At 68.7% G+C, this 24,776-nt stretch carries 27 protein-coding genes and 1 other RNA gene; 16 read left to right on the forward strand and 12 right to left on the reverse strand.

All coding sequences use genetic code 11. The features are described 5' to 3' along the window. Genes gap through HRU81_00845 form a run of 4 tightly spaced genes read left to right on the forward strand, consistent with a single transcriptional unit; the run spans position 1 to position 4,964 of the window. Positions 1–1,014, forward strand: coding sequence for a type I glyceraldehyde-3-phosphate dehydrogenase (gene gap, locus HRU81_00830; GenBank protein QOJ30773.1), 1,014 nt, complete (start codon positions 1–3; stop codon positions 1,012–1,014). A 32-nt stretch (positions 1,015–1,046) separates the two neighbouring features. Continuing rightward, positions 1,047–2,222, forward strand: a complete 1,176-nt coding sequence (locus HRU81_00835) for a phosphoglycerate kinase (GenBank protein QOJ30774.1) — start codon at positions 1,047–1,049, stop codon at positions 2,220–2,222. Positions 2,223–2,244: 22 nt separating this feature from the next. Then, positions 2,245–3,675 (forward strand): pyruvate kinase, encoded by a 1,431-nt coding sequence (gene pyk / locus HRU81_00840; GenBank protein ID QOJ30775.1) that lies wholly within the window; start codon positions 2,245–2,247, stop codon positions 3,673–3,675. A gap of 23 nt (positions 3,676–3,698) precedes the next feature. After that, complete coding sequence (locus HRU81_00845) at positions 3,699–4,964, forward strand: MFS transporter (protein ID QOJ33218.1); 1,266 nt, start codon at positions 3,699–3,701, stop codon at positions 4,962–4,964. Here HRU81_00845 and HRU81_00850 read toward each other — a convergent pair. After that, entirely contained in the window at positions 4,956–5,504 is a 549-nt protein-coding gene (locus HRU81_00850) for a peroxiredoxin (GenBank protein ID QOJ30776.1), read from the reverse strand. The genes HRU81_00845 and HRU81_00850 overlap by 9 nt on opposite strands. A 71-nt stretch (positions 5,505–5,575) precedes the next feature. Beyond that, positions 5,576–6,199 carry a porin family protein gene (locus HRU81_00855; GenBank protein ID QOJ30777.1) on the reverse strand — a complete coding sequence of 208 codons (624 nt, stop codon included), beginning with the start codon at positions 6,197–6,199 and terminating at the stop codon, positions 5,576–5,578. Positions 6,200–6,329: 130 nt separating this feature from the next. Here HRU81_00855 and HRU81_00860 point away from each other — a divergent pair, with 130 nt between their 5' ends. Together HRU81_00860 and HRU81_00865 are read left to right on the forward strand one after the other, a co-directional pair. Beyond that, positions 6,330–7,337 carry a 2-hydroxyacid dehydrogenase gene (locus HRU81_00860; GenBank protein QOJ30778.1) on the forward strand — a complete coding sequence of 336 codons (1,008 nt, stop codon included), beginning with the start codon at positions 6,330–6,332 and terminating at the stop codon, positions 7,335–7,337. Between the two features lie 109 nt (positions 7,338–7,446). Beyond that, positions 7,447–8,715, forward strand: coding sequence for a patatin-like phospholipase family protein (locus tag HRU81_00865; GenBank protein ID QOJ30779.1), 1,269 nt, complete (start codon positions 7,447–7,449; stop codon positions 8,713–8,715). A gap of 10 nt (positions 8,716–8,725) precedes the next feature. Here the strand turns inward: HRU81_00865 and rapZ are convergent, their stop codons facing one another. Genes rapZ through HRU81_00900 form a run of 7 tightly spaced genes read right to left on the reverse strand, consistent with a single transcriptional unit; the run spans position 8,726 to position 14,692 of the window. After that, positions 8,726–9,628 (reverse strand): RNase adapter RapZ, encoded by a 903-nt coding sequence (rapZ, locus tag HRU81_00870; protein ID QOJ30780.1) that lies wholly within the window; start codon positions 9,626–9,628, stop codon positions 8,726–8,728. Beyond that, positions 9,619–11,127, reverse strand: coding sequence for an RNA polymerase factor sigma-54 (locus tag HRU81_00875; protein QOJ33219.1), 1,509 nt, complete (start codon positions 11,125–11,127; stop codon positions 9,619–9,621). The genes rapZ and HRU81_00875 overlap by 10 nt, the downstream gene beginning before the upstream one ends. A gap of 25 nt (positions 11,128–11,152) precedes the next feature. Then, on the reverse strand, positions 11,153–11,878 hold the full coding sequence (gene lptB, locus HRU81_00880; protein ID QOJ30781.1) for an LPS export ABC transporter ATP-binding protein: 726 nt from the start codon (positions 11,876–11,878) through the stop codon (positions 11,153–11,155). Further along, entirely contained in the window at positions 11,875–12,636 is a 762-nt protein-coding gene (locus HRU81_00885; protein ID QOJ30782.1) for a hypothetical protein, read from the reverse strand. Before HRU81_00885 ends, lptB begins: the two co-directional genes overlap by 4 nt. Beyond that, positions 12,626–13,183 carry an LPS export ABC transporter periplasmic protein LptC gene (gene lptC, locus HRU81_00890; protein QOJ30783.1) on the reverse strand — a complete coding sequence of 186 codons (558 nt, stop codon included), beginning with the start codon at positions 13,181–13,183 and terminating at the stop codon, positions 12,626–12,628. Before lptC ends, HRU81_00885 begins: the two co-directional genes overlap by 11 nt. Before the next feature lie 7 nt (positions 13,184–13,190). Then, entirely contained in the window at positions 13,191–13,706 is a 516-nt protein-coding gene (locus HRU81_00895) for an HAD hydrolase family protein (GenBank protein QOJ30784.1), read from the reverse strand. 2 nt (positions 13,707–13,708) lie between these two features. Beyond that, positions 13,709–14,692 carry a KpsF/GutQ family sugar-phosphate isomerase gene (locus tag HRU81_00900; GenBank protein QOJ30785.1) on the reverse strand — a complete coding sequence of 328 codons (984 nt, stop codon included), beginning with the start codon at positions 14,690–14,692 and terminating at the stop codon, positions 13,709–13,711. 135 nt (positions 14,693–14,827) lie between these two features. On the opposite strand from HRU81_00900, the gene HRU81_00905 reads away from it, so the two are divergent. The 7 genes from HRU81_00905 (at position 14,828) to HRU81_00935 (ending at position 20,279) form a co-directional block, all read left to right on the forward strand. Next, positions 14,828–15,070 (forward strand): BolA/IbaG family iron-sulfur metabolism protein, encoded by a 243-nt coding sequence (locus HRU81_00905; GenBank protein QOJ30786.1) that lies wholly within the window; start codon positions 14,828–14,830, stop codon positions 15,068–15,070. A 17-nt stretch (positions 15,071–15,087) separates the two neighbouring features. Beyond that, positions 15,088–16,341, forward strand: coding sequence for a UDP-N-acetylglucosamine 1-carboxyvinyltransferase (murA, locus tag HRU81_00910; GenBank protein QOJ30787.1), 1,254 nt, complete (start codon positions 15,088–15,090; stop codon positions 16,339–16,341). A gap of 168 nt (positions 16,342–16,509) precedes the next feature. Then, positions 16,510–17,106 carry a ubiquinol-cytochrome c reductase iron-sulfur subunit gene (petA, locus tag HRU81_00915; protein ID QOJ30788.1) on the forward strand — a complete coding sequence of 199 codons (597 nt, stop codon included), beginning with the start codon at positions 16,510–16,512 and terminating at the stop codon, positions 17,104–17,106. Beyond that, positions 17,103–18,368, forward strand: coding sequence for a cytochrome bc complex cytochrome b subunit (locus HRU81_00920; GenBank protein ID QOJ30789.1), 1,266 nt, complete (start codon positions 17,103–17,105; stop codon positions 18,366–18,368). The genes petA and HRU81_00920 overlap by 4 nt, the downstream gene beginning before the upstream one ends. Positions 18,369–18,444: 76 nt before the next feature. After that, positions 18,445–19,164, forward strand: a complete 720-nt coding sequence (locus HRU81_00925) for a cytochrome c1 (GenBank protein ID QOJ33220.1) — start codon at positions 18,445–18,447, stop codon at positions 19,162–19,164. Between the two features lie 87 nt (positions 19,165–19,251). Then, positions 19,252–19,851, forward strand: coding sequence for a glutathione S-transferase N-terminal domain-containing protein (locus tag HRU81_00930; protein ID QOJ33221.1), 600 nt, complete (start codon positions 19,252–19,254; stop codon positions 19,849–19,851). Positions 19,852–19,862: 11 nt separating this feature from the next. Continuing rightward, positions 19,863–20,279, forward strand: coding sequence for a ClpXP protease specificity-enhancing factor (locus HRU81_00935; protein QOJ30790.1), 417 nt, complete (start codon positions 19,863–19,865; stop codon positions 20,277–20,279). 16 nt (positions 20,280–20,295) lie between these two features. Here HRU81_00935 and HRU81_00940 read toward each other — a convergent pair whose 3' ends face one another. The 3 genes from HRU81_00940 to HRU81_00950 are packed head-to-tail and all read right to left on the reverse strand — an operon-like array spanning position 20,296 to position 22,479. Beyond that, positions 20,296–20,880, reverse strand: a complete 585-nt coding sequence (locus HRU81_00940) for a phosphoheptose isomerase (protein ID QOJ33222.1) — start codon at positions 20,878–20,880, stop codon at positions 20,296–20,298. Between the two features lie 39 nt (positions 20,881–20,919). Next, complete coding sequence (locus HRU81_00945; GenBank protein ID QOJ33223.1) at positions 20,920–21,315, reverse strand: YraN family protein; 396 nt, start codon at positions 21,313–21,315, stop codon at positions 20,920–20,922. 6 nt (positions 21,316–21,321) lie between these two features. Further along, positions 21,322–22,479 (reverse strand): penicillin-binding protein activator, encoded by a 1,158-nt coding sequence (locus HRU81_00950; protein ID QOJ30791.1) that lies wholly within the window; start codon positions 22,477–22,479, stop codon positions 21,322–21,324. 208 nt (positions 22,480–22,687) lie between these two features. Between HRU81_00950 and rsmI the strand changes: the two genes are divergently transcribed. From rsmI to mraZ, 3 genes are all read left to right on the forward strand, one after another. After that, positions 22,688–23,536 (forward strand): 16S rRNA (cytidine(1402)-2'-O)-methyltransferase, encoded by an 849-nt coding sequence (gene rsmI, locus HRU81_00955; protein ID QOJ30792.1) that lies wholly within the window; start codon positions 22,688–22,690, stop codon positions 23,534–23,536. Between the two features lie 36 nt (positions 23,537–23,572). After that, an RNA gene (gene rnpB, locus HRU81_00960) (RNase P RNA component class A) lies at positions 23,573–23,943 on the forward strand. A 324-nt stretch (positions 23,944–24,267) separates the two neighbouring features. Then, positions 24,268–24,723, forward strand: coding sequence for a division/cell wall cluster transcriptional repressor MraZ (gene mraZ / locus HRU81_00965; protein ID QOJ33224.1), 456 nt, complete (start codon positions 24,268–24,270; stop codon positions 24,721–24,723). Positions 24,724–24,776 lie beyond the last annotated feature (53 nt).

Genomic DNA, 24,776 nt, shown 5'->3' on the forward strand with positions numbered 1-24,776 from the left:
ATGGCAGTCAAAGTCGCGATCAACGGATATGGCCGCATTGGCCGCAACGTCCTCCGGGCCCTGTACGAGTCGGGTCGCAACCGCGAGATCAGCATCGTCGCCGTCAACGATCTCGGCGACTCGAAGACCAATGCCCACCTGACCCGCCACGACACCGCCCATGGCCGCTTCCCGGGCACGGTTGCCGTGGATGGCGACCACATGGTCGTCAACGGCGACCGCATCCGCGTGCTGGCCATGCGCAACCCGGCCGAGCTTCCCTGGAAGGATCTCGGCGTCGACGTGGTGCTCGAGTGTACGGGGCTGTTCACCAGCAAGGAAAAGGCCTCGGCCCACCTCAAGGGCGGGGCGAAGAAGGTGATCATCTCCGCGCCGGGCGGCAAGGACGTGGACGCCACCATCGTCTACGGCGTGAACCACCAGAAGCTCAAGGCCTCCGATACGGTCATCTCCAACGCTTCCTGCACCACCAACTGCCTGGCGCCGCTGGTCCAGCCGCTGCACGACAAGCTGGGCGTGCTCCATGGCCTGATGACCACCATCCACGCCTACACCAACGACCAGGTCCTCACCGATGTCTACCACGAGGACCTGCGCCGTGCCCGTTCGGCCACCCAGTCGATGATCCCCACCAAGACCGGCGCCGCCGCGGCGGTGGGTCTGGTGCTGCCGGAGCTCAACGGCAAGCTCGACGGCTTCGCCATGCGCGTGCCGACCATCAATGTCTCGGTGGTCGACCTGACCTTCACCGCCGCCAGGCCGACCAGCGTCGACGAGGTCAACGGCATCCTCAGGGCCGCCTCGGAGGGCGGGCTCAAGGGCATCCTCGGCTACAACACCGAGCCGCTGGTCTCCATCGATTTCAACCACGACCCCCGCAGCTCCATCTTCGATGCCACCCAGACCCGCGTCATCGGCGGCACGCTGGTGAAGGTGCTGGCCTGGTACGACAACGAGTGGGGCTTCTCCAACCGCATGCTCGACACCACGCTGGCGCTGGTCAACGCACGCTGAACACGGAGGCAGGCCGGGGAGGGAGCGCCGAGATGCACGTGCTGAAGATGTCGGAACAGGACCTGGCGGGCAAGCGGGTCCTGATCCGCGCCGACCTGAACGTGCCCGTCAGGGACGGTCGTGTCACCAGCGATGCGCGCATCGTCGCCACGCTTCCCACCGTGAAGCAGGCGCTGCAGAAGGGCGCCGCGATCATCCTGCTCTCGCACCTCGGGCGGCCCACCGAGGGCCAGTACGCCGAGGAGTTCTCGCTGAAGCCGGTGGCGGACCATCTCGGCGGGCTGCTGGGGCGCGAGGTGCGGCTGCTGCGCGACTGGCTCGATGGCGTGGACGTGAAGCCCGGTGAAGTCGTGCTTTGCGAGAACGTGCGCTTCAACAAGGGCGAGAAAAAGGACAACGAGGATCTGGCGCGCCGCATGGCCGCGCTCTGCGATGTCTTCGTCATGGATGCCTTCGGCACGGCGCACCGCGCCGAGGCCAGCACCCACGGTGTCGCGCGCTTCGCCCGCATCGCCTGCGCCGGCCCGCTGCTGGTGGCCGAGCTGGAGGCGCTGGGCAAGGCGCTGCGGGAGCCGAAGCGGCCGGTGGTTGCCATCGTCGGCGGCTCGAAGGTCTCCACCAAGCTCTCCGTGCTGGAGAATCTCGTCACCCGCGTCGACACGCTGATCGTCGGCGGTGGCATCGCCAACACCTTCATCGCCGCCGCCGGCCATGCCGTCGGCAAGTCGCTGCACGAGGCCGAGCTCGTCGCCGAGGCGCGCCGGCTCGCGCTGCCGGGCCCCGGCCGGGCGCGCATCCCGCTGCCCACCGACGTGGTGGTGGCGAGCGAATTCAGCGAGTCGGCGCAGGCCGTCAGCCGCCCGGTGTCCGGCGTGCAGCCCGGCGAGATGATCCTCGACATCGGCCCGGCCACGGCAGCCGCCTATGCGGCCATCGTCGGGGATGCCGGCACCATCGTCTGGAACGGGCCGGTGGGCGTGTTCGAGATCGAGCAGTTCGGCGCCGGCACGCGCCAGCTTGCCGCGGCCGTGGCGGCCAGCCCGGCCTTCAGCATCGCCGGCGGCGGCGACACGCTTGCCGCGCTCGACAAATATGGCCTCACCAGCCGCATTTCCTACGTATCCACCGGCGGTGGCGCCTTCCTCGAGTTCCTCGAGGGCAAGACGCTGCCCGCCGTGGCCATCCTCGAAGAGCGCGCCCGCGGCTGAGCCGCCGGCACGGGACATTCCCATGCGCAGAACCAAGATCATCGCCACGCTCGGCCCGGCCACCGACAAGCCGGGTGTTCTTGCCGAGCTCATTGCCGCCGGCGCCGATGTCGTGCGCATCAATTGCTCCCACGGCAGCTGGGAGGACCGCACGCGGCAGATCGGCCAGGTCCGCGAGCTGTCGGCTGCGGCGGGGAAGCACGTGGCGATCCTCGGTGACCTGCAGGGCCCGAAGATCCGCATCCACCGCTTCCGTGATGGCCCGGTGACCCTCAAGGAGGGCCAGGGCTTCGTGCTCGACACCGCCATGGATCCGCAGGCGGGGGATGCCGGCGGCGTCGGCGTGGCCTACGACCGCCTGCCGCAGGATGTGGTGCGCGGTGACGTGCTGCTGCTCGATGACGGCCAGATCGTCCTCGGCGTCGACAAGGTCGATGGCAGCCGCGTGTGCTGCACCGTCACCGCCGGCGGCGTGCTGTCCGACAACAAGGGCATCAATCGCCAGGGAGGCGGCCTCTCGGCGCCGGCGCTGACGCCGAAGGACAAGGAGGACATCCGCCAGGCCGCCGCCGCCGGCATCGACTGGCTCGCGGTGTCCTTCGTGCGGGGTGCCGACGACATGCACGAGGCGCGCGAACTGCTGCGCCGGGCAGGTGGCAGCGGCCACCTGATCGCGAAGATCGAGCGCGCGGAGGCGGTGGCCAACCTCGAGAGCATCATCGACGCCTCGGACGCGGTGATGGTCGCCCGCGGCGACCTCGGGGTGGAGATGGGCTACGCCGGGCTCACGGGCCTGCAGAAGAAGATCCTGCGCATGACCCGCGGCCGCCACAAGGTGGCGATCACGGCGACCCAGATGATGGAATCCATGGTGCACCAGCGCATGCCGACCCGCGCCGAGGTGTCGGATGTGGCCAACGCGGTCATCGACGGTACCGACGCGGTCATGCTCTCGGCGGAGAGCGCGGTGGGCGAGTTCCCGGTGCGCGCGGTAGCGGCGATGGCGGAGGTCTGCGTCGGCGCCGAGACCTACCAGTTCTCCGGCGGGCGCCCGCGCGACCGCGCCGACGACCAGTTCGAGGCCGTGGACGAGGCCATTGCCATGGCCGTCATGTACTCCGCCAACCACCTGCGGCCCCAGGCCATCATGGCCCTGACCGAGTCGGGCAGCACACCGCTATGGATGTCGCGAGTACGCACCGACATCCCGATCTTCGCCTTCACGCGCCACGAGACCACGCGGCGGCGGGTGCAGCTGTACCGCGGTGTCTACCCGGTCGCTTTCGACATCACCCACTCCGATCCGGCGCTGGTCAACGAGGAAGTGATCTCGACGCTGCGCGCCATGGGCCATGTGGAGGAGGGTGACCTGGTGATCATCACCAAGGGTGATTTCACCGGCGTTTCCGGCGGCACCAACGGCATGAAGATCCTGCGGGTCGGCGCCCGGTGAGCCGTGCCGGCGGCCGCGGCGGCCTGCTGGGCCGGGTCGCGCAGGTGGAACCCGCGGAAGCGCCGGCGGTGGTGGCGGCGTTCCTGCTGTTCTTCTGCGTGCTCGGCGGCTATTTCGCGGTGCGCCCGGTGCGCGAGACCGTGGGGACGATCCTCGGCAAGGAACGGGTTGCGGACCTGTACCTGGTGACATGGGTCGCGTCCATCCTCATCGTGCCGGCCTATGGCTGGCTTTGCACGCGATTCCGGCGCTCGGCGTTCCTGCCCTGGATCTACGGCTTCGTCATGCTGTCGCTGGCGGCGGTCGGCCTGGCGTTCTCCACGCAGGCCGGCTACCTGGCCTTCGGCGAATTCTTCTATGTGTGGATCAGCGTGCTGAACCTGTTCATCGTCTCGGTGTTCTGGAGCTTCCTGCTTGAGCTGTTCGACACCGGCCAGACCCATCGCCTGTTCGGCGTGATTGCCGCCGGCGGCACCACCGGCGCGCTGCTGGGGCCGCTGATGACGGACCTGACGGTTGCGCACATCGGCAACTCGGGCGTGCTCTACATGGGCGCGGCATTCTTCGCCGTGGCCATCTTCTGCCAGCGCCGCCTGCTGCGCATCTGGGCGGGTGCCCCGGTGCAGCACGGCGCACCAGCGCGCGACGAGCGCGCCATGGGCGGCAATCCCTTCGCCGGGTTCACGCTGGTGCTGAAGTCGCCCTACCTGCTGGGTATCGCGCTGTTCGTGGTGCTGCTGGCCTCGGTGAACACCTTCCTGTACTTCGAGCAGCTGCGGCTGGTGACCGAGACCTTCCCCGACATCGAGGAGCGTACCCGGGTCTTCAGCCGCCTCGACTACATCGTGCAGTCGCTGGCCGTGGTCTCGCAGCTCTTCATCACCGGCCGGGTGGCCTCGCGCCTCGGCGTGATGGTCCTGCTGACGGTGATTCCGGTGGCGATGGTGGCCGGTTTCACCGCGCTGGCGCTGTTCAACAGCTTCGCGGTGCTGGCGGTGGTATTCGTGGCGCGGCGCGCCGGCGAATACGCCTTCATCCGCCCGGCGCGCGAGATGCTCTTCAGCCGCGTGGATACCGAGAGCAAGTACAAGGCCAAGAACCTGATCGACGTCCCCGTCTACCGTGGCGGGGATGCCCTGTCCGCGCAGGTCAAGGGCGCGCTGGAGGGCGGCGGGCTGTCCGCCGCGGGTGTGGCGCTGCTTGGCGCCGGGCTCGCCGGCGCCTGGGCCCTCAACGGCTGGTGGCTGGGGCGCCGCGCCGAGCGCCAGGCGCCACCGGCCTCAGGATGACTTCTTCGCGCCGAGCGCCTTGAGGTCCGCCAGCACCTCGGCGGAGTGCTTCTCGGGCTCCACGCTCTCGTAGTGCCTGGCGATCTTGCCGTCGGGCGCAATCAGGAACGACTGCCGCTTGGCGAGCTTGATCGGGCCGAAGCCGCCCATCACGCCGTACAGGTTGGTGACCGTGCCGTTGCTGTCGGCCAGCAGCGGGAAGGGCAGGCTGTACTTCCTGGCGAACTCGTCGTGGGAGGCGACGTCGTCGAGGCTGACGCCGAGCACCACCGCACCCAGGGCCTCGAAGGCGAAGATGTTGTCGCGGAACGAGCAGGCCTCCTTGGTGCAGCCCGGCGTCTGGTCCTTGGGATAGAAGTACAGCACGATCCACTGGCCGCGATGATCCGCCAGTGTGTGCCACTTGCCGTTCTGGTCCTGCAGGCGGAAGTCCGGTGCCGGCTGGCCGACCGCCACATCCGCCTGCGCCGCGGCAACCGCGGTCAGCCCCATCAGGGCAACCGCCGCCGCCAGCCATCGATGCCACCGGGATCCCTGCATGATCCTGCTCCGCGTCCGTTGGTGGCTTCGATCTTACCACCGGCCGGGTGCTGCGGCCGCACCCCGGAGCGCTACCTGCTGAAGTGGTATATCAGGTTGATCGATCCCCGCAGTGGCTCCTTGAAGGAGCTGTCGAAGTCGACAGAGAAGTATTCGAGCTCACCGCTGATGGACCAGTTGGCATTGACCTGGTGGCGCACGCCAGCGGCCAGGGCAAGGCCGTCATCGTCGTCGGACACGGACTCCGAAGCGCCGAATGCGGAAATGTCCACCTCGCCATCCTGGAAGGTATAGCCGGCCTTCCCGTAGACGAACCAGTCCGGTGCGAAGGAGCCCTGCGCCACACCATAGAGCGTGAAGCCGTCGATGCTCGACTTGATATTCACGGGTACCGAGTCGATACCATCGCTGATGATGATGGTTTCTTCGCCATCACCTGAGTCGCCATACTTGAATTCGACCGCGAAGGCTTCGTTGAAGTCGTAGCCGATGCCGATCTGGTAGCCGACCGCGGTATCCTTGACTTCACCGGATGCCCACAGTCCCTCTGCGGCAATTGCCTCGGGCAGGCCATCCGTCTCGATGTTCGTACCGGTCAGGCCGCCGGTCAGGAAGAAGCCGGCTGCCCCTGCCGGCGACCCACAGGCCATGAGCAAGCTGGTCATCACCGCTGTCTTCAGCATTGAATCGTGCATGGAGGACTCCTTCAAGCCGGTTCAGGGATGGCGTCCCCGGGATGCTAGCATTCATGCGCGATGGGGCACCTGCCCCAATTGGGTGAATTTCGCCGCCAAATGTGCTGTGCCCCTGAGGGAGCTGCCTGACATGAAGATCCTGTTTTTCGATACCCACAGGTACGAGCGGGACGTGTTCCTCGCCGCCAACGCCGGGCATGGCCACGAGATCGAGTTCGTCGAGGTGAGGCTCGGGCCGGAAACCGCGGGGCTCGCCGCCGGCTTCGATGCGGTCTGCAGCTTCGTCAACGACCGTGTCAGCGAAGCGGCGATCCGCAGGCTGAAGGATGGCGGCGTCAGGGCCATCGCCCTGCGCTGCGCGGGGTTCAACCATGTGGACCTGCGGGCTGCGGCGGCAGCGGGGATTCCCGTGCTGCGGGTCCCGGCCTATTCGCCCCATGCGGTGGCCGAGCATGCCCTGGCGCTGCTGCTGACCCTGAACCGGAAGATCCACCGGGCCCATGCACGGGTGCGCGAGCTGAATTTCTCGCTCGAGGGGCTGGTGGGCTTCGACCTGTTCGGCAAGACCGCGGGCATCGTCGGCACCGGCAACATCGGCCGGGTGATGTGCCGGATATTCCGCGGCCTGGGCTGCCAGGTGCTGGCCCATGACCTGTATCCCGACAGCCGCTTCGGCGAGGAGGCGGGCATCCGCTATGTCTCCCTGGAAGAGCTGCTGGCCGCGTCCGACATCGTTTCGCTGCATGTGCCGCTGAACAAGGGCACCCACCACATGATCAATGCCGGGTCGCTGGCGAAAATGAAGCCAGGAGTGATGCTGGTCAACACCGGCCGGGGCGCGCTGATCGACACCCCGGCATTGATCCGCGCGCTGAAGAGGAAGGAGATTGGCGGCGCCTGCCTGGATGTCTACGAGGAAGAAGAGGGCATCTTCTTCGAGGATCTTTCCGAGGCGGGCATCTCCGATGACCAGCTGGCCAGGCTGCTGACTTTCCCGAACGTGCTCATCACCAGCCACCAGGCATTCCTGACGACCGAAGCGCTCCGGCAGATCGCGCAGACGACGCTGTCCAACCTCACGAGCCTGGAAAAGTCCGGTGTGCCGGCCAACCAGGTCGAGGGTCTGCCTGCCGGATGATGCCTGCCGGCCGCGGGCGGCTTGACGCAGTCCCTTGTGGCGCGGGAGCTGCCGCGTATAGTCTTGGGCGCACTGCGGTCGCAGGTCGCTTCGGGAGATTCGGGCACCAATGCCGGACAAGCCAACGGGTACGGCGGGGTCGCCCCGGGACCTGCGCATCGCGCTGATCCTGCCCGGCGGCGGCGCACGCGGCGCCTACCAGGTCGGCGTCCTCAAGGCGATCGCGGAGATCCTGCCGCGGCGCGCACCCAATCCGTTCCCGATCATCAGCGGCACGTCGGCCGGCGCCATCAGCGCGGCCGTCATCGCCAGCCAGGCGCGGGTGTTCCGCCATGCCGTATCGGACCTCGAGCGGGTGTGGGGACACTTCCGGTCCCAGCACGTGTTCCGTGCCGATTCCTGGACCATGCTCAAGAGCAGCGCGCACTGGACGGCTGCGATCATCTTCGGCGGCCTCGGCGTGGCCAACCCACGCTCGCTGCTCGACAACTCGCCGTTGCGCGAACTGCTGACCCGGGCCATCAACCTGGGCGCCATCCAGGAGTCCATCGATCGCGGCTACCTCGATGCCGTGGCCATCACCGCCGCCGGCTATGGCTCGGCGCGCTCGGTGTCGTTTTTCCAGGGCGCCAGCGGGCACCGGCCCTGGGACAGGGTACGGCGGGTCGGGCGGCCCGACACCATCACGCTCAACCACCTCATGGCGAGCATCGCCGTGCCGATGATGTTCCCGCCGGTGCTGATCAACAAGGAATACTACGGCGACGGCGCCATGCGCCAGGCCACGCCGCTGTCGCCGGCGGTGCACCTCGGTGCCGACCGGCTGCTGGTCATCGGCGTGCGCGACGAGGAGTTCGACCCGGTCCCGGGGCCCGACGAGGACATCCCGTACCCCAGCCTCGGCCGCATCGCCGGCTACGTGCTCGATGCGCTGTTCATGGATGGCCTGTCGCAGGACCTCGAGCGCCTGACGCGCATCAACCAGATGCTCGAATGCCAGCCGAACCGGCAATGCGATGTCGGCACGGCGCCGCTGCGCTACATCGATGCGCTGATCATGCTGCCGAGCCGGGACATCCGCGAGATTGCCGTGCGCCATGTCCACGAGATGCCCAGGCCGGTGCAGCTGCTGATGAACGGGCTGGGGGCGCTCAACTACGGCGGGCGCCAGCTGGCCAGCTACCTGCTGTTCGAGCAGGGCTACACCCGCGAGCTCATCCGGCTCGGCTACGAGGATGCGCTGGCCCGCCGCGACGAGATCCAGGCCTTCATGGAAGGCGCGCCCGTCACGGCGCCCTGCGGAATTGCCGGCTGGCGTGACCTGTCGGAGCAGTACTCGCAGCGGATGCGGGCCCTGAAGATGCCCGGGACCGGCTGAGCCGCGGCGTTCAGTCTGGCGGCCGCGCGCCGGCTTCTTCCGGAGGGCGGTCGATGCCGCGCAACTCGGTGTGCCGGATGAGCACCTGCTGGTGCTGGCGCGCCAGTTCCGTGGCCAGCTTGTCCGCCATGTAGACCGAGCGGTGCTGGCCACCCGTGCAACCGAGCGCCACGGTGAGGTAGTTGCGATTGAAATCCGCGTAGCGCGGGATCCAGCGCTGCAGGAAGCCGAGGATGTCGCGGTACATCTCCTGCACCGGTGGCTGGGCATCCAGGTAGGCGATCACCTGGGCGTCGCGGCCCGTCAGCGGGCGCAGGCTGAGCTCCCAGTACGGGTTCGGCAGGCAGCGCAGGTCGAAGACGAAGTCGGCGTCCAGCGGAATGCCGTGCTTGTAGCCGAAGGACTCGATGAGGATCGACAGCCCGGGTTCCGTGCGCAGCCCCACCCGGCCGCGCACCGCATCGCGCAGCTGGTAGATGCTGGTCTGGCTGGTATCGATGATGAGCTCGGCAGCGGCCATGACCGGCCCCAGCAATTCGCGCTCGCGGGTGATCGCCTCCCGCAGGCTCATGCCCTGGGCCGACAGCGGGTGGGGGCGGCGGCTCTCCGCGTAGCGCTTCAGCAGGCTGTCCTCGCTGGCGTGAAGGAAGACGATCTCGCAGCGGATGCCGAGCCCGCGGAAGCGGCGGATCAGCTCCGGCAGCGACTCCAGGTCGGCGGCGCGGCTGCGCACGTCCACGCCCACGGCGAGGTTCTCGTAGAAAGGGTCGCCGGTGGCGGCGATCTGCGAAATCACCGAGTCGAGCAGGGCCGCCGGGACGTTGTCGATGCAATAGAAGCCCACGTCCTCGAGCAGGTGCAGCGCCACGCTCTTTCCCGAACCGGACAGGCCGCTGACGATGATCAGGCGCATGGCGGTGCCGGCCGGCGCACGCCCCGGCGTCGGCGCTCGCTGGATGGCGGGATCTTCATGGCCTCGCGGTACTTGGCCACGGTGCGCCGCGCGACGTTGATGCCGTCGGCCTGCAGCAGTTCGGCGATGCGGCTGTCGCTCAGCGGCGCCCCGGGGCTTTCCTGGCCCACGAGCTTGCGGATCCGCGCCCGGACCGCGGTCGAGGACTGCTCCGTGCCATCCTCGCCCGCGACCTGGCTGGAGAAGAAGTAGCGCAGTTCGAACACGCCGCGGGGAGTATGCATGTACTTGCCGGAGGTGACGCGCGAGATGGTGGATTCGTGCATTTCCACCGCCTCGGCCACGTCCCTGAGGATCATCGGCTTCATGCGCTCCTCGCCATGCTCGAAGAAATCGGCCTGGCGGTCGACGATGCAGCTGGCGACCTTGAACAGCGTGTCGTTGCGGATCTCCAGGCTGCGCACCAGCCAGCGCGCCTCCTGCAGCTGGGTGCGCAGTACCGCGTGCTCGGGATTCCCGCGCAGCATCTGCGCGTAGGCCTGGTTGACCCGCAGGCGCGGTGCCAGGGAGCGGTTGACCTCGACCAGCCACTTGCCGTCGTGCTTGCGCACGAACACGTCGGGCACCACGTACTCGGGCCGCGCCGCCTCGATGCCGGCACCCGGCCGGGGATTGCAGGCCCGCACCAGCGCGAGCGCCGACTCGAGCTCGGTGTCGGACACGCCGAGCTTGCGCCGCAGCATGGCGAACTGCTGCTCCGCCACGAGATCGAGGTGCGAGGCCGCGACCGCCTGCGCCAGTGCCAGCCCGGGTGTGGCCGGGTCCAGCTGCTGCAGCTGCAGTGCGATGCACTCGCGCAGGTCACGGGCCGCCACGCCCGGCGGGTCGAGCATCTGTACCCGCGCGAGCACCTGTTCGACCTCGGCGAGCGCGAAGCCGGCGGTGGCCGGCAGCATGGCGAGGATGGCCTGTGTCGATTCGGTCAGGTAGCCGTCATCGTTGACGTAGTCGATCAGCGCCTCGCCGATGAGCGCCTCGCGCGGGCTGAAGTGGTCCATCTCCAGCTGCCAGAGCAGGTGCTCGCGCAGCGACTGCCCGGTTTCGTCGGCAATCTCCGCCTGCCGGTCGTCGTCCGACCAGGGATCGCTGCGGCTGGTCGCCGATGCCTCGTTCCACAGCGGGGAGTCGAGCGGCCCGTCGGGGAGCACGCCGCTCTCGTCGGGGTCGTAGTCGAAATCGCCGGCCGTGTCGGCGGTGTCGGCCACCACGGGCTCGCGGTCGCCGTCGAAACGCTCGAACTCGGCCGCTTCGGCGATCCCGGGGGCATCCGCATCCCGCTCGGCCGGCTCCTCGACCTCCAGCATGACGTTGCTGTCGAGCAGCTGCTGGAGCTGTGCATTCAGCTCCAGGACGGGCAGCTGCAGCAGGCGGATTGCCTGCTGGAGCTGTGGCGTCATGGTCAACTGCTGACCAACACGCAGCTGCAACGAGGGTTTCAGCATCGGTCCTTCATCTGCGCCCGGTTCATAGCCTGAAGCTGTCGCCGAGGTAAACCTCGCGGACCTGCTGGTTCGCGAGGATCTCGGCGGGGGCGCCCTGGGCAATCATCGCCCCATCGCTGAGGATATAGGCGCGGCCGCAGATTCCAAGGGTCTCGCGCACATTATGGTCGGTGATCAGCACGCCGATCTGGCGCTCGGCCAGGTGGCGGATGATGCGCTGGATGTCGAGTACCGAGATCGGATCGACGCCGGCGAAGGGCTCGTCGAGCAGCACGAAGCGCGGCTCCGCGGCCAGGGCCCGCGCGATTTCCACGCGGCGGCGCTCGCCACCGGAGAGGCTCATGCCGAGCCCGGTGCGCACATGGCTGATATGCAGTTCGTCGAGCAGCGCCTCGAGCCGCGCCTCGCGGTCGCTGCGCGAGAGGTCGTCGCGCGTCTCGAGGATGGCCATGATGTTGTCCTCGACCGACAGCTTGCGGAAGACCGACGCCTCCTGCGGCAGGTAGCCCAGGCCCAGTCGTGCGCGCCGGTGCATCGGCAGGTGCGTCAGGTCCTCGCCGTCGAGGGTGATGCTGCCCGCGTCGCAGGGAATCAGGCCGACGATCATGTAGAACGCCGTGGTCTTGCCCGCGCCGTTGGGGCCCAGCAGACCCACGACCTCGCCGCTGCTGATCTCCAGCGAGATCTGCCGCACCACCTGCCGTGCCTTGAAGCGCTTGCTCAGGTCCCGGGCGAGCAGGGTGCTCACGGCGCCGCACCGCCTTTCCGCCCGCCCTGCGACGGGTTGATCTTCATGCGCACCGGACCGCCGCTGCCGGCCTCGGCGGTGACATACTGGCGGCGCAGGTCGTAGCTGATGCGCTCGCCGGCGATCTCGTTGGCGCCATCGCTGACCCAGGCGTTGACGGACATGCGCATCATGCCGCCGGCGACGTCGTAGTCCATGATCCCGGCGCGGCCTTCGGTCCGCTGGCCACCGGCTACCTGCTGCTCGAAGCGCGCCGGGGCACCGTGCAGCAGCGCGCTGCGCAGCTCGTGTCCGAGGAATGTCAGCTCGGCCTCGTCGCACCAGGCCCTGGCCCCCTGGTTGATGATTTCCACGTTGCCCCGGAACAGCCAGCGGCTGTTCTCGAAGTCCAGGCGCGTGGCCTCGGCGACGTCGGCGCGGATGCTGAGCGTGCCCTGCGTGATGTGCATGCCACGGAACACCAGCTTGTTGTTGCGCCGGTCAAACTCCGACGACTGTGCATCGAGGTCGATCGGCAGGTTGCGCTGGTTGTCGAAATCAGGGAGGGCCGCCTTGACCCGGTTCCGGGCAGCAGGCTGGGCCTGCGGCGGCACCGGGGCCGGAGCCTGCTGGGCAGCGCCCGCAGCAGGAGCGGCAGCGGGAGCGGGAGCCTGGATCGGAGCCTGGGAGCCGGCCTGCCCGGTCCAGGCCAGGGTACCGGCCAGCACCGCGCACGCCGCCACGATCCGCAGCGCCCGCCGGGCGCCGTCAGCGCACATAGTGGCCCGTGACGTCGGCGAGCAGCTGCAGACGATCCTCCCGCAGCAGCGCCCGCAGGCCCACGGCGTGGACCGTGCTTCCCGCATAGTCGATGTCAACCTTCCTGTCCGTGGACGCGATGTCCGTGCCCGGGTCGAACTCCAGGTAGTCGGTGCGGACGATGGCGGAAGGGTTGTCGGTTCCGCGCGTGGCGGCAACGACGTTACCGGAGAGTGCGATCATCTTACCATCCGCGAGTATCTGCCCTGTCTCGGCCGTCAGGCGCCAGGGAACCTGCCGGGCCGGGTCGTAGTTCACGCTGACATCCTCGAGCGTGACCGTGCCGTCGGCCGGCTGCTGCACGACGCGCGCTGCCGAGAGGCGGTAGAGGACCTGACCGTCGTCCCCGGTGCCGGTCAGGGTCGCGTCATTGATGTAGTAGCCCACGCCCAGCGACGGTGCGGCCGGTGCCGGTGGCTGTTCGCTGTCGAGCTGGCGCAGCAGCAGGCTGCTGCCCACCGTCACGATCAGCAGGCCCAGCACGGCCAGCGCACGCCGCGGGATCATGCCGGGCTCAGTCGCGGCGCGCGGCGCGGGCCGCCAGCAGCAGGTCGCAGACCTCGCGCACCGCGCCGGCCCCGCCCGCGAGGGTGGTGCGCCAGGCGGCGGTGCCGGCCACCGAGGGATGGCAATCGGCGACCGCTATCGGCAGTGCCACCTGCCGCATGACCGGCAGATCGGGTTCGTCGTCACCGACACAGGCGGCCGCGCTGGCCGGAATGCCGGTGGCCTCGAGCAGCGTCGCCAGCGCCCTGCCCTTGTCGGCCTCGCCCAGCATCACATGCCGGATGTCGAGGTCCGCCATGCGGCCGGCGGCGGATGTCGAGGGCCGGCCGGAGATCACCGCGACGGTGAAGCCGGCCGCCATCAGCTGCTTGATGCCATAGCCGTCGCGGACGTTGAAGCTCTTGAACTCGCGGCCCTCGGCATCGTAATGCAGGCGTCCGTCGGTCAGGACACCGTCCACGTCGAGGATCAGCAGGCGGATGCCCGCGGCTCGCCGCAGCAGGGCAGCGTCGGGTGGTGCCACGGCTACATCACTCCCGCGCGGAACAGGTTGTGGACGTTGAGGGCACCCACCACCACCTCGTGTTCGTCCACCACCAGCAGCGCCGTGATCTTGAACTGCTCCATCAGGTGCACCGCCTCGGCAGCCAGCGCGGCGGGGCCGATGGTCTTGCAGCCCGTGGTCATGACCGCGCGCATCGGCGTGCGGTGGATGTCGACCGCGCGGTCCACCGCCCGGCGCAGGTCTCCGTCGGTGAACACGCCGAGCAGGCGGCCGGCCGGGTCCACCACGGCGGTCATGCCGAGGCTCTTGCGCGTCATCTCCAGCAGCCCCTCGGACAGCGGCGCATCGGGACCGATGCGGGGCACCGCCGTGCCGGAGTTCATGACATCGGCGACCCGCAGCAGCAGCCGCCGGCCGAGCGTGCCCCCGGGGTGCGCCAGCGCGAAGTCCTCGCGGGTGAAGCCGCGGCTCTCGAGAAGCGCCACCGCCAGGGCATCGCCCATGGCCAGGGTCGCGGTGGTGCTGGCCGTGGGGGCCAGGTTCAGGGGGCAGGCTTCCTCGGCGACGCCGACGTCGAGCACCACGGTGGCCGCCTGCCCCAGCGTGGAGCGGGGCGCGCCCGTGAGCGTGACCAGCGGCACGCCGAGCCGCTTGAGCAGCGGCAGGATGGTGATGATTTCCCCGGTTTCGCCGGAGTTGGACACCGCCACCACCAGGTCCGACCGGGTGATCATGCCGAGATCCCCGTGGCTGGCTTCGCCCGGGTGCACGAAGAATGCCGGGGTGCCGGTGCTCGCCAGCGTGGCGGCGATCTTGCCGCCGATGTGGCCGGACTTGCCCATGCCGGTGACGACCACCCGGCCGTCGCAGGCGAGCATCAGCTCGCATGCGCGGACGAAGGACTCGTCGATGCGTCCGGCCAGCCCGGAAACCGCCCTGGCCTCGATCTCCAGCACCCGGCGGGCCAGGCTGCGGACATCCACGGCGGATCGGGGCTGGGTCATGGGCGGGCTGGTCCAGAAACGGAGGCCAGGCAATTGTACGGGAACCATCCGCCGCGCGGAGCCGCCAGCGCGCCCTCGCTCGCCGCGAACGGCCCCTATAATGTGCGCCCTACCCGCCAAGGCGCCGTGTTGCCGATGAACCCAGCAGAAATCCAGGCCCTGATCGAGGCACAGCTGCCCGGTTGCACGGCCAGCGTGCAAAGCCCGGACAACATCCATTACGAGGCCGTGATCGTCTGTCCGGCATTCGCCGGCAAGCGCGCGCTGCAGCGGCACCAGATGGTGTACGCCGCCCTCGGGCCGCGCATGGGCGGCGACATCCACGCGCTGTCCATCCAGACGCTGACGCCCGAGGAGCAGGCCGGCCGCAAGGGCTGAGCGCGGCCGCCACGGGAATGGACAAGCTCGCGATCACCGGCGGCCGGCGCCTGGAAGGCGAAACCCGCATTTCCGGCGCGAAGAACGCCGCGCTGCCGATTCTCGCGGCTTCGCTGCTCACCGACGAGCAGGTAACCATCGGCAACATTCCGCACCTGCGCGACATCACCACCACCATCGAACTGCTCGGCCGCATGGGGGTGGCGGTGACCCTGCACGAGGGCCAGCGCATCGAGGTCGACCCGGCCGGCATCCGCGAGTACCACGCGCCCTATGACCTGGTGAAGACCATGCGGGCGTCGATCCTGGTGCTCGGGCCGCTGGTGGGCCGCTTCGGTGCCGCCGATGTCTCGCTGCCCGGCGGTTGCGCCATCGGCGCGCGGCCGGTGGATATCCACGTCGCGGGGCTGCGCGCCCTCGGCGCCAGGGTGGACATCGAGGATGGCTACATCCGCGCGCGGGCCGGCCGTTTGCGTGGCGCCCACCTGGTGCTCGACAAGGTCACCGTCACCGGCACCGAGAACCTCATGATGGCGGCGGTACTCGCCGAGGGGGAGACCGTGCTGGAGAACGCCGCCCGCGAGCCCGAGATCGAGGACCTCGCCGGGTTCCTCAACCGCATGGGCGCGAGGATCAGCGGTGCCGGCAGCAACCGCATCGTCATCCAGGGCGTGCGCCGCCTGCACGGGGCGGAATACGAGGTGCTTCCCGACCGCATCGAGACCGGCACCTTCCTCGTCGCCGGCGCCATCACCGGAGGCCACGTCCGCCTGCGCAACACCTGCCCGGGGCACCTGGAAGCGGTGCTGGCCAAGCTGCGCGACGCCGGAGCCCGGGTCGCCACCGGGCCGGACTGGATCGAACTGTGGATGCCCGGGCGGGCGACCGCGGTCGATATCAGCACCAGCCCCCACCCGGGTTTCCCCACGGACATGCAGGCCCAGTTCGCGGCCCTGAACTGCGTCGCCAGCGGTGTCGCCACCATCAGCGAGAACGTCTTCGAGAACCGGTTCATGCACATGCCGGAACTGCAGCGCATGGGTGCCAACATCCGCCTGCAGGGGCATACAGCCGTGATCCAGGGGGTCGAGCGCCTGACCGCGGCACCGGTGATGGCCACCGACCTGCGCGCCTCCGCCGGCCTGGTCCTGGCCGGCCTGGTGGCCGAGGGCGAGACGGTGGTGGACCGGATCTACCACATCGACCGCGGCTACGAGTGCATCGAGGAAAAGCTCAACCAGCTGGGCGCTGCCATCCGCCGCCGGGGCTGATCGCCGGCCATGCGTCGCCATAGGCAACGCGAATTTGCCATGTGTATAATTTGCCGGTTTAAACGCGCCCGCCGTCACCCCGCCGAGATCGATTCCGCTCCCGGATCCGGGCCCACGGCCGCATGACGACCACAAGAGCCGGGACCAGAGCCTGGGAGGATTAGCTCGATGAGCGATGAGGCCGACCTCAGCCGACGCCATTTCCTGACCGTAGCGACCAGCGTCGTCGGCGGTGTGGGCGTGGTGCTCACCGCCGTGCCCTTCGTGGCGTCCTTCCGCCCCAGCGCACGTGCGCAGGCCATGGGTGGCCCGGTGGAAGTGGATATCAGCAAGCTGGAGGACGGCGCCATGGTGCGCGTCGTCTGGCGTGGCCGGCCCGTCTGGATCCTGCGCCGCACGGCGGACATGATCAGCCGCGTCGAGGCCGAACCGGCCTCGTTGCTCAAGGATCCGGGCTCCGAGGAATCCGAGCAGCCCGCTTACGCGCAGAATCCCCTGCGTGCCATCAAGCCGGACATCCTCGTCGTGGTCGGTGTCTGCACCCATCTAGGCTGCGCGCCGATCGAACGCTTCGACGTGGCGCCACCGGACCTCGGCCCGGACTGGAAGGGCGGGTTCTACTGCCCCTGCCACGGCTCGCGCTTCGACATGGCCGGGCGGGTCATGGTCGGCTCCCCGGCGCCCACCAACCTGCCGATTCCGCCCTACCGCTTCGTCGGAGACAACATGATCATCATCGGTGACGACACGGGAGCCAAGGCATGAGTGCCGCGCAATCCGGGGCAGCCGGACAGGGCCGCTGCGCACGGCTCATCGATTGGGTGGACGAGCGCTTCCCGCTCACCGCGATGATCAAGGAGCACGCCACCGAGTACTACGCGGCGAAGAACTTCAACGCCTGGTACGTGTTCGGCGTCCTCGCCATCGTCGTGCTGGTGATCCAGCTGGTTACCGGCATCTTCCTCACCATGAACTACAAGCCGTCCGCCACCGAGGCCTTCGCCTCGGTGGAGTACATCATGCGTGACGTGCAGTGGGGCTGGCTGATCCGCTACATGCATTCGACCGGCGCCTCGGCCTTCTTCATCGTGGTCTACCTGCACATGTTCCGGGCGCTGCTCTACGGGTCCTACAAGAACCCGCGCGAGCTGCTGTGGCTCATCGGCATGGTGATCTACCTGGCGCTGATGGCCGAGGCCTTCATGGGTTACCTGCTGCCATGGGGGCAGATGTCCTACTGGGGCGCCCAGGTGATCGTCTCGCTGTTCGGCGCCATCCCCGGCGTCGGCGCCGACCTGGTGGAGTGGATCCGCGGTGACTACTTCATCTCCGACATCACCCTGAACCGCTTCTTCGCGCTGCATGTGGCGGCGGTGCCGCTGGCCCTGGTGCTGCTGGTGGTGATGCACATCCTGGCGCTGCACGAGACCGGCTCGCTGAATCCCGACGGCATCGAGATCAAGGAGCGCAAGGATGCCCGGGGCATTCCGCTGGACGGCGTGGCCTTCCACCCGTACTACACGGCCAAGGATCTGGTCGCCATCGTCATCTTCTTCGCGCTGTTCGCCGCGGTGGTGTTCTTCGCGCCGGAGATGGGCGGCTACTTCCTCGAGCACGCCAACTTCGAGCCGGCCAACATGCTGAAGACGCCGGAGCACATCGCCCCGGTCTGGTACTTCACCCCCTTCTACGCGATCCTGCGTTCGGTGCCGAGCAAGGGCTGGGGCGCCTTCCTGATGATGATGGCCATCGTGCTGCTGTTCTTCCTGCCCTGGCTCGATCGCTGCCGGGTGAAGTCCATCCGCTACCGCGGCTGGACCTACAGGCTGGCGCTCGGGGTGTTCGTGGTGAGTTTCGTGGCGCTGGGCTACCTCGGCCTGCAGCCCGCCACCGAACTGGTGTACGTCTATGCCGCGCGCTTCTTCGCCGCGCTGTATTTCCTTTTCTTCCTGCTGATGCCCCTCTACACCCGCGCCGAGAAGACCCGGCCGGTGCCGGAGCGGGTCGTCTATGAAGCCAGCCACTAGGATGCGGCCGCCCATGGTGAGGATCACGGTCATGATGAGGTCGATTGCCTGCTGCCGTCACCTGCTGCAGGCAGCCATGCTGGCGATGATGGCGCTGGCCGCGTCGGCGGCATCGGCGTCGGAAGGCCCCAAGACGGAGCATGTCGCGGTCGATGTCGACAACGTGGCGTCGCTGCAGCGTGGGGCGCGCAACTTCGTCAACTACTGCATGGGCTGCCACTCCGCCCAGTACGTGCGCTACAACCGCCTGGGCCAGGACCTGCAGATCTCCGAGGACCAGCTGGTCAGGAACCTGATGTTCGCGGCGCAGAAGCCGCAGGAAACCATGACCATCGCCATGCGCCCCGACGACGCCAAGCGCTGGTTTGGCATCGAGCCGCCGGATCTCTCGCTGATCGCGCGCAACAAGGGGGCGAATTACCTGTACGGCTTCCTGCGCGGGTTCTACCTCGACCCGTCGCGGCCGACGGGGGTCAACAACCTGATGCTGCCCAACGCCGCCATGCCCCACGTCCTCTGGGAGTTGCAGGGCACCCAGGAAGCGGTGTTCGAGGAAGCGGGCAAGGGCGACGCGGCGCAGAAGGTCTTCAAGGAGTTCCGCCAGGTCAGCCCTGGCCGGATGTCGCCGGCGGAGTTCGACCGCTTCGTGCGTGACACCGTCAACTTCCTCGCCTACATAGGCGAGCCCATGCAGCTGGAGCGGCAGCGCCTCGGCGTCTGGGTGCTGGCCTTCCTGCTCCTCTTCGGCATCCTGGCCTACCTGCTCAAGCAGGAGATCTGGAAAGACGTCAAGTAACCGCATGCCCGAACCGGTTGCATGGATAACGCGAACGCACTGCGACAGGGTGACAGCGCTGCCGTCGGGGGGGACCAGCCCGGACTCATGACGCTCTACTCCAGCCCCACCTGCTTCCACAGCCATCGCACCCGCATGGTGCTGGCCGAGAAGAACATTGCCATCGATGTCGTCGACGTGGAGGGTGGGAACCTGCCCGAGGACCTGCTCGACCTCAATCCCTACCACAGCGTGCCGACGCTCGTGGATCGCGATCTGGTGCTGTACGACTCCCGCGTCATCATCGAGTATCTCGACGAACGCTTCCCGCACCCGCCGCTGATGCCCGTCGACCCGGTGACCCGCGCGCAGTTCCGCCTGGCGCTGTTCCGCATCGAGCGTGACTGGTACGCGCTGGCCGATGAGCTGCAGAAGGCGGCGGACCGCAAGCAGGCAACGCGCATCCGCAGGCAGCTCGAGGAGAGCATTGTCGGCAGCTCCGAGGTGTTCGGCGCCAAGCGCTATTTCCTCAGCGACGAGTTCTCGCTGGTCGATTGCACCATCGCGCCGATCCTCTGGCGCCTGCCGGCCTTCGGCATCGAGCTCAAGGGCAGCGTACAGCCCATCCGCCGCTACATGGACCTGGTGTTCGCGCGTCGCTCCTTCCAGGACAGCCTGTCCGACGCCGAGCAGGAGATGCGCCAGTAGGCGGCCCGCGCATGCCGCCGCCCGGCTCCATTCCCCAGCGGCCCTACCTGCTCCGGGCCATGCACGCCTGGATCACCGACAACGGCCAGACCCCGCACATGGTGGTCGATGCCACCGTGGAGGGTGTCGAGGTGCCGGGCCAGTATGTGCGCGATGGCAGGATCGTCCTCAACGTCAGCCACAATGCCGTGGCCAACCTCGACATCGGCAACGAGATGCTGAGGTTCGAGGCCCGCTTCTCCGGCACGCCCTACGCCATCTTCGTGCCGCTGCGCGCCGTGCTCGGCATCTATGCCCACGAGACCGGCCGCGGCATGATCTTCTCCGAGGAGGAGGGCCCGGCCGCGCCGGAGGAGCCGCCGCCCGGCGCCGCCGGGGGCGCGCCGTCCGGCGAGGCGCGCAAGGCCAGGCTCAAGCTGGTCAAGTAGTCGCGGCGCGCGGCCGTCAGGGGTAGAGCGCGCCGTCGATGCCGTCGCAGAGGCAGTGGATCGCCAGCAGGTGGACCTCCTGGATGCGGGCGGTGCGTTCGGCGGGCGCCCTGACCTCGATATCCCCCGGGCGCAGCATCGCGGCCATGCGTCCGCCATTGCGGCCGGTCAGCGCCACCACCCGCATGCCCTTCCGGTGCGCCGCCTCGATGGCCGCGACGACATTGGGCGAACCGCCGGATGTGGAGATGGCGAGCAGGCAGTCGCCGGGCTGCCCCAGCGCCAGCACCTGCTTGGAGAACACCTGCTCGTAGGCGTAGTCGTTGGCGATGGAAGTCAGCGTCGAGGAATCGGTGGTCAGCGCGATTGCCGCGAGACCGGGACGCTCGCGCTCGAAGCGGTTGAGCAGCTCGGCCGAGAAGTGCTGGGCATCGGCTGCCGAGCCGCCGTTGCCGCAGGCGAGGATCTTGCCGCCGCTCCGCAGGGTTTCCACCATGGTGCCGATGGCGCGGGACAGCGGTTCCGCGAGCGTGGCCATCGCCGCCTGCTTGACGGCGATGCTCTCGTTGAACTGGCGGCGGATAGCGTCCTGTGTGTCCATGGGCGACATGATAGCTTCTGCGGCAGCCGTGCGGCGGACCTACCAGGCGTCCCCGGAATCGAAGGCATCGCGGATCCAGTCGCAGGCGGGTCCGGCCAGGTCCCCGGACAGGGCCAGCACGTCGAACCGCAGGGGATGTTCGGCAAACGCGGGCCGTGCCTGCAGGAACCGGCTCGCTGCCTGCAGCAGGCGCCGGCGCTTGGTCGCCGTGATGGTGACCGCGGGGTCCACCCAGGCGTTGCTGCGCCGGTAGCGCACTTCGATGACGACGAGCGAGTCGCCGTCGAGCATCACGAGGTCGAGCTCACCGGCCCGGCAGCGGAAATTCCGCGCCACGGGACGCAGGCCGCGGTCGCGGAGGTAGCGCAATGCGGCTTCTTCCGCCCGGGCCCCAGTGGCCGCCGTGCCCTCAGCCGGCCGCCGGTCCCGGGTCACCACGGCTCATTCCGGATTCGGCCCGCCGGCAGGCACAGGGGTGGACGCTTCCCCGGCGGGCACCACCTGGCCATCGCGGAAGGCAGCCCAGGACATGCGGCGGTGGATGCGGCGGCTGGCATCCTGCGAGAGGATGCCCGAGAGGCCGGCGACGGGCATCAGCGCCGGGCTGTTGCCGGCCATCATGGCCCGCGCCAGCGTGTAGCTGTCGTAACCCATGGCGTAGAAGCGCAGCTGGCCGATGGCGCCCGGCGGCCAGCGGGCGTCGAGTGCCGAACGCAGTGCGCTGGCGTGCGGGTCGCTGCCGATGACCGCGGGGGCGTCGGTGAACAGGATGCCTTCGCGGTCCACGCCCCCCGCGTCGCCGGGCTGGTAGATGGCCGATGTCGCATAGATGGGCAGGTCACCCGCATAGAGGAAGCGCAGCTGGGGCCAGAGCAGACGCCCCGATACCGGGCTGGCGGCGAGGAATATACAGTCGAGGTCATCGCGGCGGCGCGGTTCGAATGCGAGGGAAATACCGAGATTGGCCTCCAGCTGCCGATGCCGCGCCCGGCTCTCGTCCAGCAGCAGCAGGCGCTGGAGCTGTGCCGTGTAGTCGCGCGCCGCCGGGTCATACAGGCGGTAGGCGACCACGGTGCCGCCGCGTTCCTCCAGCGCCGCGGTGAAGGCACCGAGCAGGCGTCGTCCCCACTCGCTGTCGGGTGCCAGCGCCAGCGCCCGCAGCTGGCCCTGCGTGGCGGCGCGCTCGGCGACCGACCGTGCCTCGTCCTCGGGGGCAAGGGCGAACTGGTAGGGGCTGCCGGCGGGGGTCGCGATATCCAGGTAATTCAGCGCCAGCCAGGGCAGCGGCCCGGCGATGCGGGCCACCTCGGCGGCCGATTCCTTGAGCAGCGGACCGACGACGATACCCACGCCCGCGTCGAGCGCAGCCTGATAGCTTGCCGCCGGGCCAGGGGCGGTCTCGTCGAGGATCAGGACCTCGGGCCGCGTGCCGTCGGCGGAGTCGGCGAGGTAGGCGGCGAGGAAGCCGTCGCGGATGGCTTCGCCCGCGGCGCGCTGCGCACCGGAGAGCGGCAGCATCAGCGCCAGCTTGCGTGGCTGCGCGGCGGCTGGCGTGACCGCTGCGGGTGCCGCAGTGGCTGGCGGCTTGCCGGGACGCACAGGACCGGTGAGCGGCGGGACCGGTGCCGCGGGTTGCGTCGGCTGTTGTAGCGGCCCGCAGGCCGTGCCCACAATGGCAGAAACGCAGGCGGGCAACGCGCTGCGCAGCCACGCAGTGCGGAGCCGGAGCCGCCACGGGGCGGAGTGCGGGCACGGGGCTGCGGCTTCTCGCATCGACAACGTCATCGCAACACCAAGGTCAGTAACCGTGAACGATCCCGGAGTGCTCTACGTGGTCGCGACCCCCATCGGGAACCTCGATGATATCAGCATGCGTGCCGTGGCCGTCCTCGGCCGGGTGGCGCTGGTGGCCGCCGAGGATACCCGCCATACGGGGCAGCTCCTCGCGCACCTCGGGCTGCAGGTGCGCCAGCTGGCCCTGCATGAGCACAACGAGGCCGCGCGGGTCGACGAGGTGCTGGCGCATCTCGCTGCCGGGGAGTCGGTCGCGCTGGTGAGCGATGCGGGTACCCCGCTCATCAGTGATCCGGGGTTCCGGTTGGTGGCGGCGGCACGGGAGCGGGGTTGCACCGTGACGCCCATTCCCGGCGCCTGTGCCGCCATCGCCGCGCTGTCGGCATCCGGATTGCCCACCAACCGCTTCCGCTTCGAGGGCTTCCTGCCCGCACGTGCCGGTGCACGCTGTGCCCGGCTGGCCGATCTGCAGGCCTGCCCCGATACGCTGGTGTTCTACGAGGCGGTGCACCGGGTGGGGGAGATGCTCGCCGATCTCGCTCTGGCTTTTGGTGACGAGCGCCAGGCCTGTGTGGCCCGCGAGCTGACCAAGCTGCACGAGACGTTCTACTGGGGGGGTCTGGGTGAGATCCGCGCCCGGCTGGCCGCGGACCCGGGGGGCGGGCGGGGTGAGTTCACCATCGTGGTGGCCGGTGCACCGGCGGCGACGGCGGACGATGCGGAACTGCGGCGTATCGTGCGCCTGCTGATGGAAGAGCTGCCGGCGGCACAGGCCGCGCGTCTGGCCGCGCGCATCACGGGTGGCTCGCGTCGGGAGGCCTATGCGCTGGCGCTGGGTGAGCCCCCGCGGGCGGAGTCCTGATTGCCGCCGAATGACCAATGACCTATGGTGGCCGCTGGAGCCGGCCAGGCGATCGCTCGGGGGCAACCCCGGGAGGAAAGTCCGGGCTCCGGCGGGCAGGGTGCCAGGTAACGCCTGGGGGGCGCGAGCCCACGGAAAGTGCCACAGAAAATATACCGCCTCGGGCTTCACGGCCTGCGGTAAGGGTGAAAAGGTGCGGTAAGAGCGCACCGCGCGGGTGGTAACACGCCGCGGCACGGAAAACCCCACCTGGAGCAAGACCAAATAGGGAAGCAGCCGGGTCCGGCAACGGGCCGGGCACCGTCGCCCCGCGGGCTTCCGGGTAGGTCGCTCGAGGCTGCTGGTGACAGCGGTCCCAGAGGGATGGTCGCCCACGACAGAACCCGGCTTATCGGCCGGCTCCTTTTCTTTCGGTAAGCCCGAAAAGCCCGACCTGGCACCTATCTGATCCTTTGCGCGGAATCGGCGCGACTGGATGGGCGAGCGCGGGCGATCGCTTGCGCCTGCACGGCAACGCTGGTGCTCAGGCGCAACACAGCAATTTGCCATAAGCCTCTGATTTCCTATTTGTCTCGATGACGTGTCGCAGGGCTGGCTTGCGGCGTCACGCCTAAGTCGCTGTCCTCAAAGAATTTAGTCGCAGTTTTCTGTTGACGCTCCGCGGTTGCAAACCTATAGTGGCCGAAGGTGGTACAGAGTGGGAGGAAATGGGCTTCAGTGCCCAGTCCGCCGTGTTTCGTGGGGCAACCAAAATCACCCTGGATGCGAAAGGGCGGCTGGCATTCCCGGCCCGCTACCGCGAGCGGCTGGCCACGCGCTGCGAGGGGCGCCTGGTCTGCACGGTGGATCCCGACTACTGCCTGCTCATCTATCCGCTCCCGGACTGGGAGGAGATCGAGCGCAAGCTGATGCGACTGCCGTCGTTGAACCAGAAGGCGCGGAGACTGCAGCGCCTGATGGTCGGTTACGCATCGGAACTGGACCTCGACAGCCACGGGCGAATCCTCGTTCCCCGCGAGCTGCGTGAATTCGCGTCCCTGGACCGGCAGGCGATCCTGTTCGGCCAGGGGAACAAGTTCGAGTTGTGGGACGAGGCGCGCTGGAACGAGCGGCGGGACAAGTGGCTGGCAAGCGGTGCCGACGACGGCATGGACCTGCCGGCAGAGCTGGGTCAGCTCTCCCTCTGAAGCAGCCAGCCTCCTCGCCGAACGGGGCCGCGTCGGGCGTCGCGGGTCGTGCT

Source organism: Gammaproteobacteria bacterium (assembly GCA_015709695.1).
Lineage (GTDB): Bacteria > Pseudomonadota > Gammaproteobacteria > Steroidobacterales.

Excerpts from the sequence above, each read along its gene's own strand:
- gap (QOJ30773.1), top strand. The coding sequence starts at position 1 with ATGGCAGTCAAAGTCGCGATCAACGGATATGGCCGCATTGGCCGCAAC.
- HRU81_00835 (QOJ30774.1), top strand. The coding sequence starts at position 1,047 with ATGCACGTGCTGAAGATGTCGGAACAGGACCTGGCGGGCAAGCGGGTC.
- pyk (QOJ30775.1), top strand. The coding sequence starts at position 2,245 with ATGCGCAGAACCAAGATCATCGCCACGCTCGGCCCGGCCACCGACAAG.
- HRU81_00850 (QOJ30776.1), bottom strand. The coding sequence starts at position 5,504 with ATGCAGGGATCCCGGTGGCATCGATGGCTGGCGGCGGCGGTTGCCCTG.
- HRU81_00855 (QOJ30777.1), bottom strand. The coding sequence starts at position 6,199 with ATGCACGATTCAATGCTGAAGACAGCGGTGATGACCAGCTTGCTCATG.
- HRU81_00860 (QOJ30778.1), top strand. The coding sequence starts at position 6,330 with ATGAAGATCCTGTTTTTCGATACCCACAGGTACGAGCGGGACGTGTTC.
- HRU81_00865 (QOJ30779.1), top strand. The coding sequence starts at position 7,447 with ATGCCGGACAAGCCAACGGGTACGGCGGGGTCGCCCCGGGACCTGCGC.
- rapZ (QOJ30780.1), bottom strand. The coding sequence starts at position 9,628 with ATGCGCCTGATCATCGTCAGCGGCCTGTCCGGTTCGGGAAAGAGCGTG.
- HRU81_00885 (QOJ30782.1), bottom strand. The coding sequence starts at position 12,636 with ATGTGCGCTGACGGCGCCCGGCGGGCGCTGCGGATCGTGGCGGCGTGC.
- lptC (QOJ30783.1), bottom strand. The coding sequence starts at position 13,183 with ATGATCCCGCGGCGTGCGCTGGCCGTGCTGGGCCTGCTGATCGTGACG.
- HRU81_00900 (QOJ30785.1), bottom strand. The coding sequence starts at position 14,692 with ATGACCCAGCCCCGATCCGCCGTGGATGTCCGCAGCCTGGCCCGCCGG.
- HRU81_00905 (QOJ30786.1), top strand. The coding sequence starts at position 14,828 with ATGAACCCAGCAGAAATCCAGGCCCTGATCGAGGCACAGCTGCCCGGT.
- murA (QOJ30787.1), top strand. The coding sequence starts at position 15,088 with ATGGACAAGCTCGCGATCACCGGCGGCCGGCGCCTGGAAGGCGAAACC.
- petA (QOJ30788.1), top strand. The coding sequence starts at position 16,510 with ATGAGCGATGAGGCCGACCTCAGCCGACGCCATTTCCTGACCGTAGCG.
- HRU81_00920 (QOJ30789.1), top strand. The coding sequence starts at position 17,103 with ATGAGTGCCGCGCAATCCGGGGCAGCCGGACAGGGCCGCTGCGCACGG.
- HRU81_00925 (QOJ33220.1), top strand. The coding sequence starts at position 18,445 with ATGCTGGCGATGATGGCGCTGGCCGCGTCGGCGGCATCGGCGTCGGAA.
- HRU81_00930 (QOJ33221.1), top strand. The coding sequence starts at position 19,252 with ATGACGCTCTACTCCAGCCCCACCTGCTTCCACAGCCATCGCACCCGC.
- HRU81_00935 (QOJ30790.1), top strand. The coding sequence starts at position 19,863 with ATGCCGCCGCCCGGCTCCATTCCCCAGCGGCCCTACCTGCTCCGGGCC.
- HRU81_00940 (QOJ33222.1), bottom strand. The coding sequence starts at position 20,880 with ATGGACACACAGGACGCTATCCGCCGCCAGTTCAACGAGAGCATCGCC.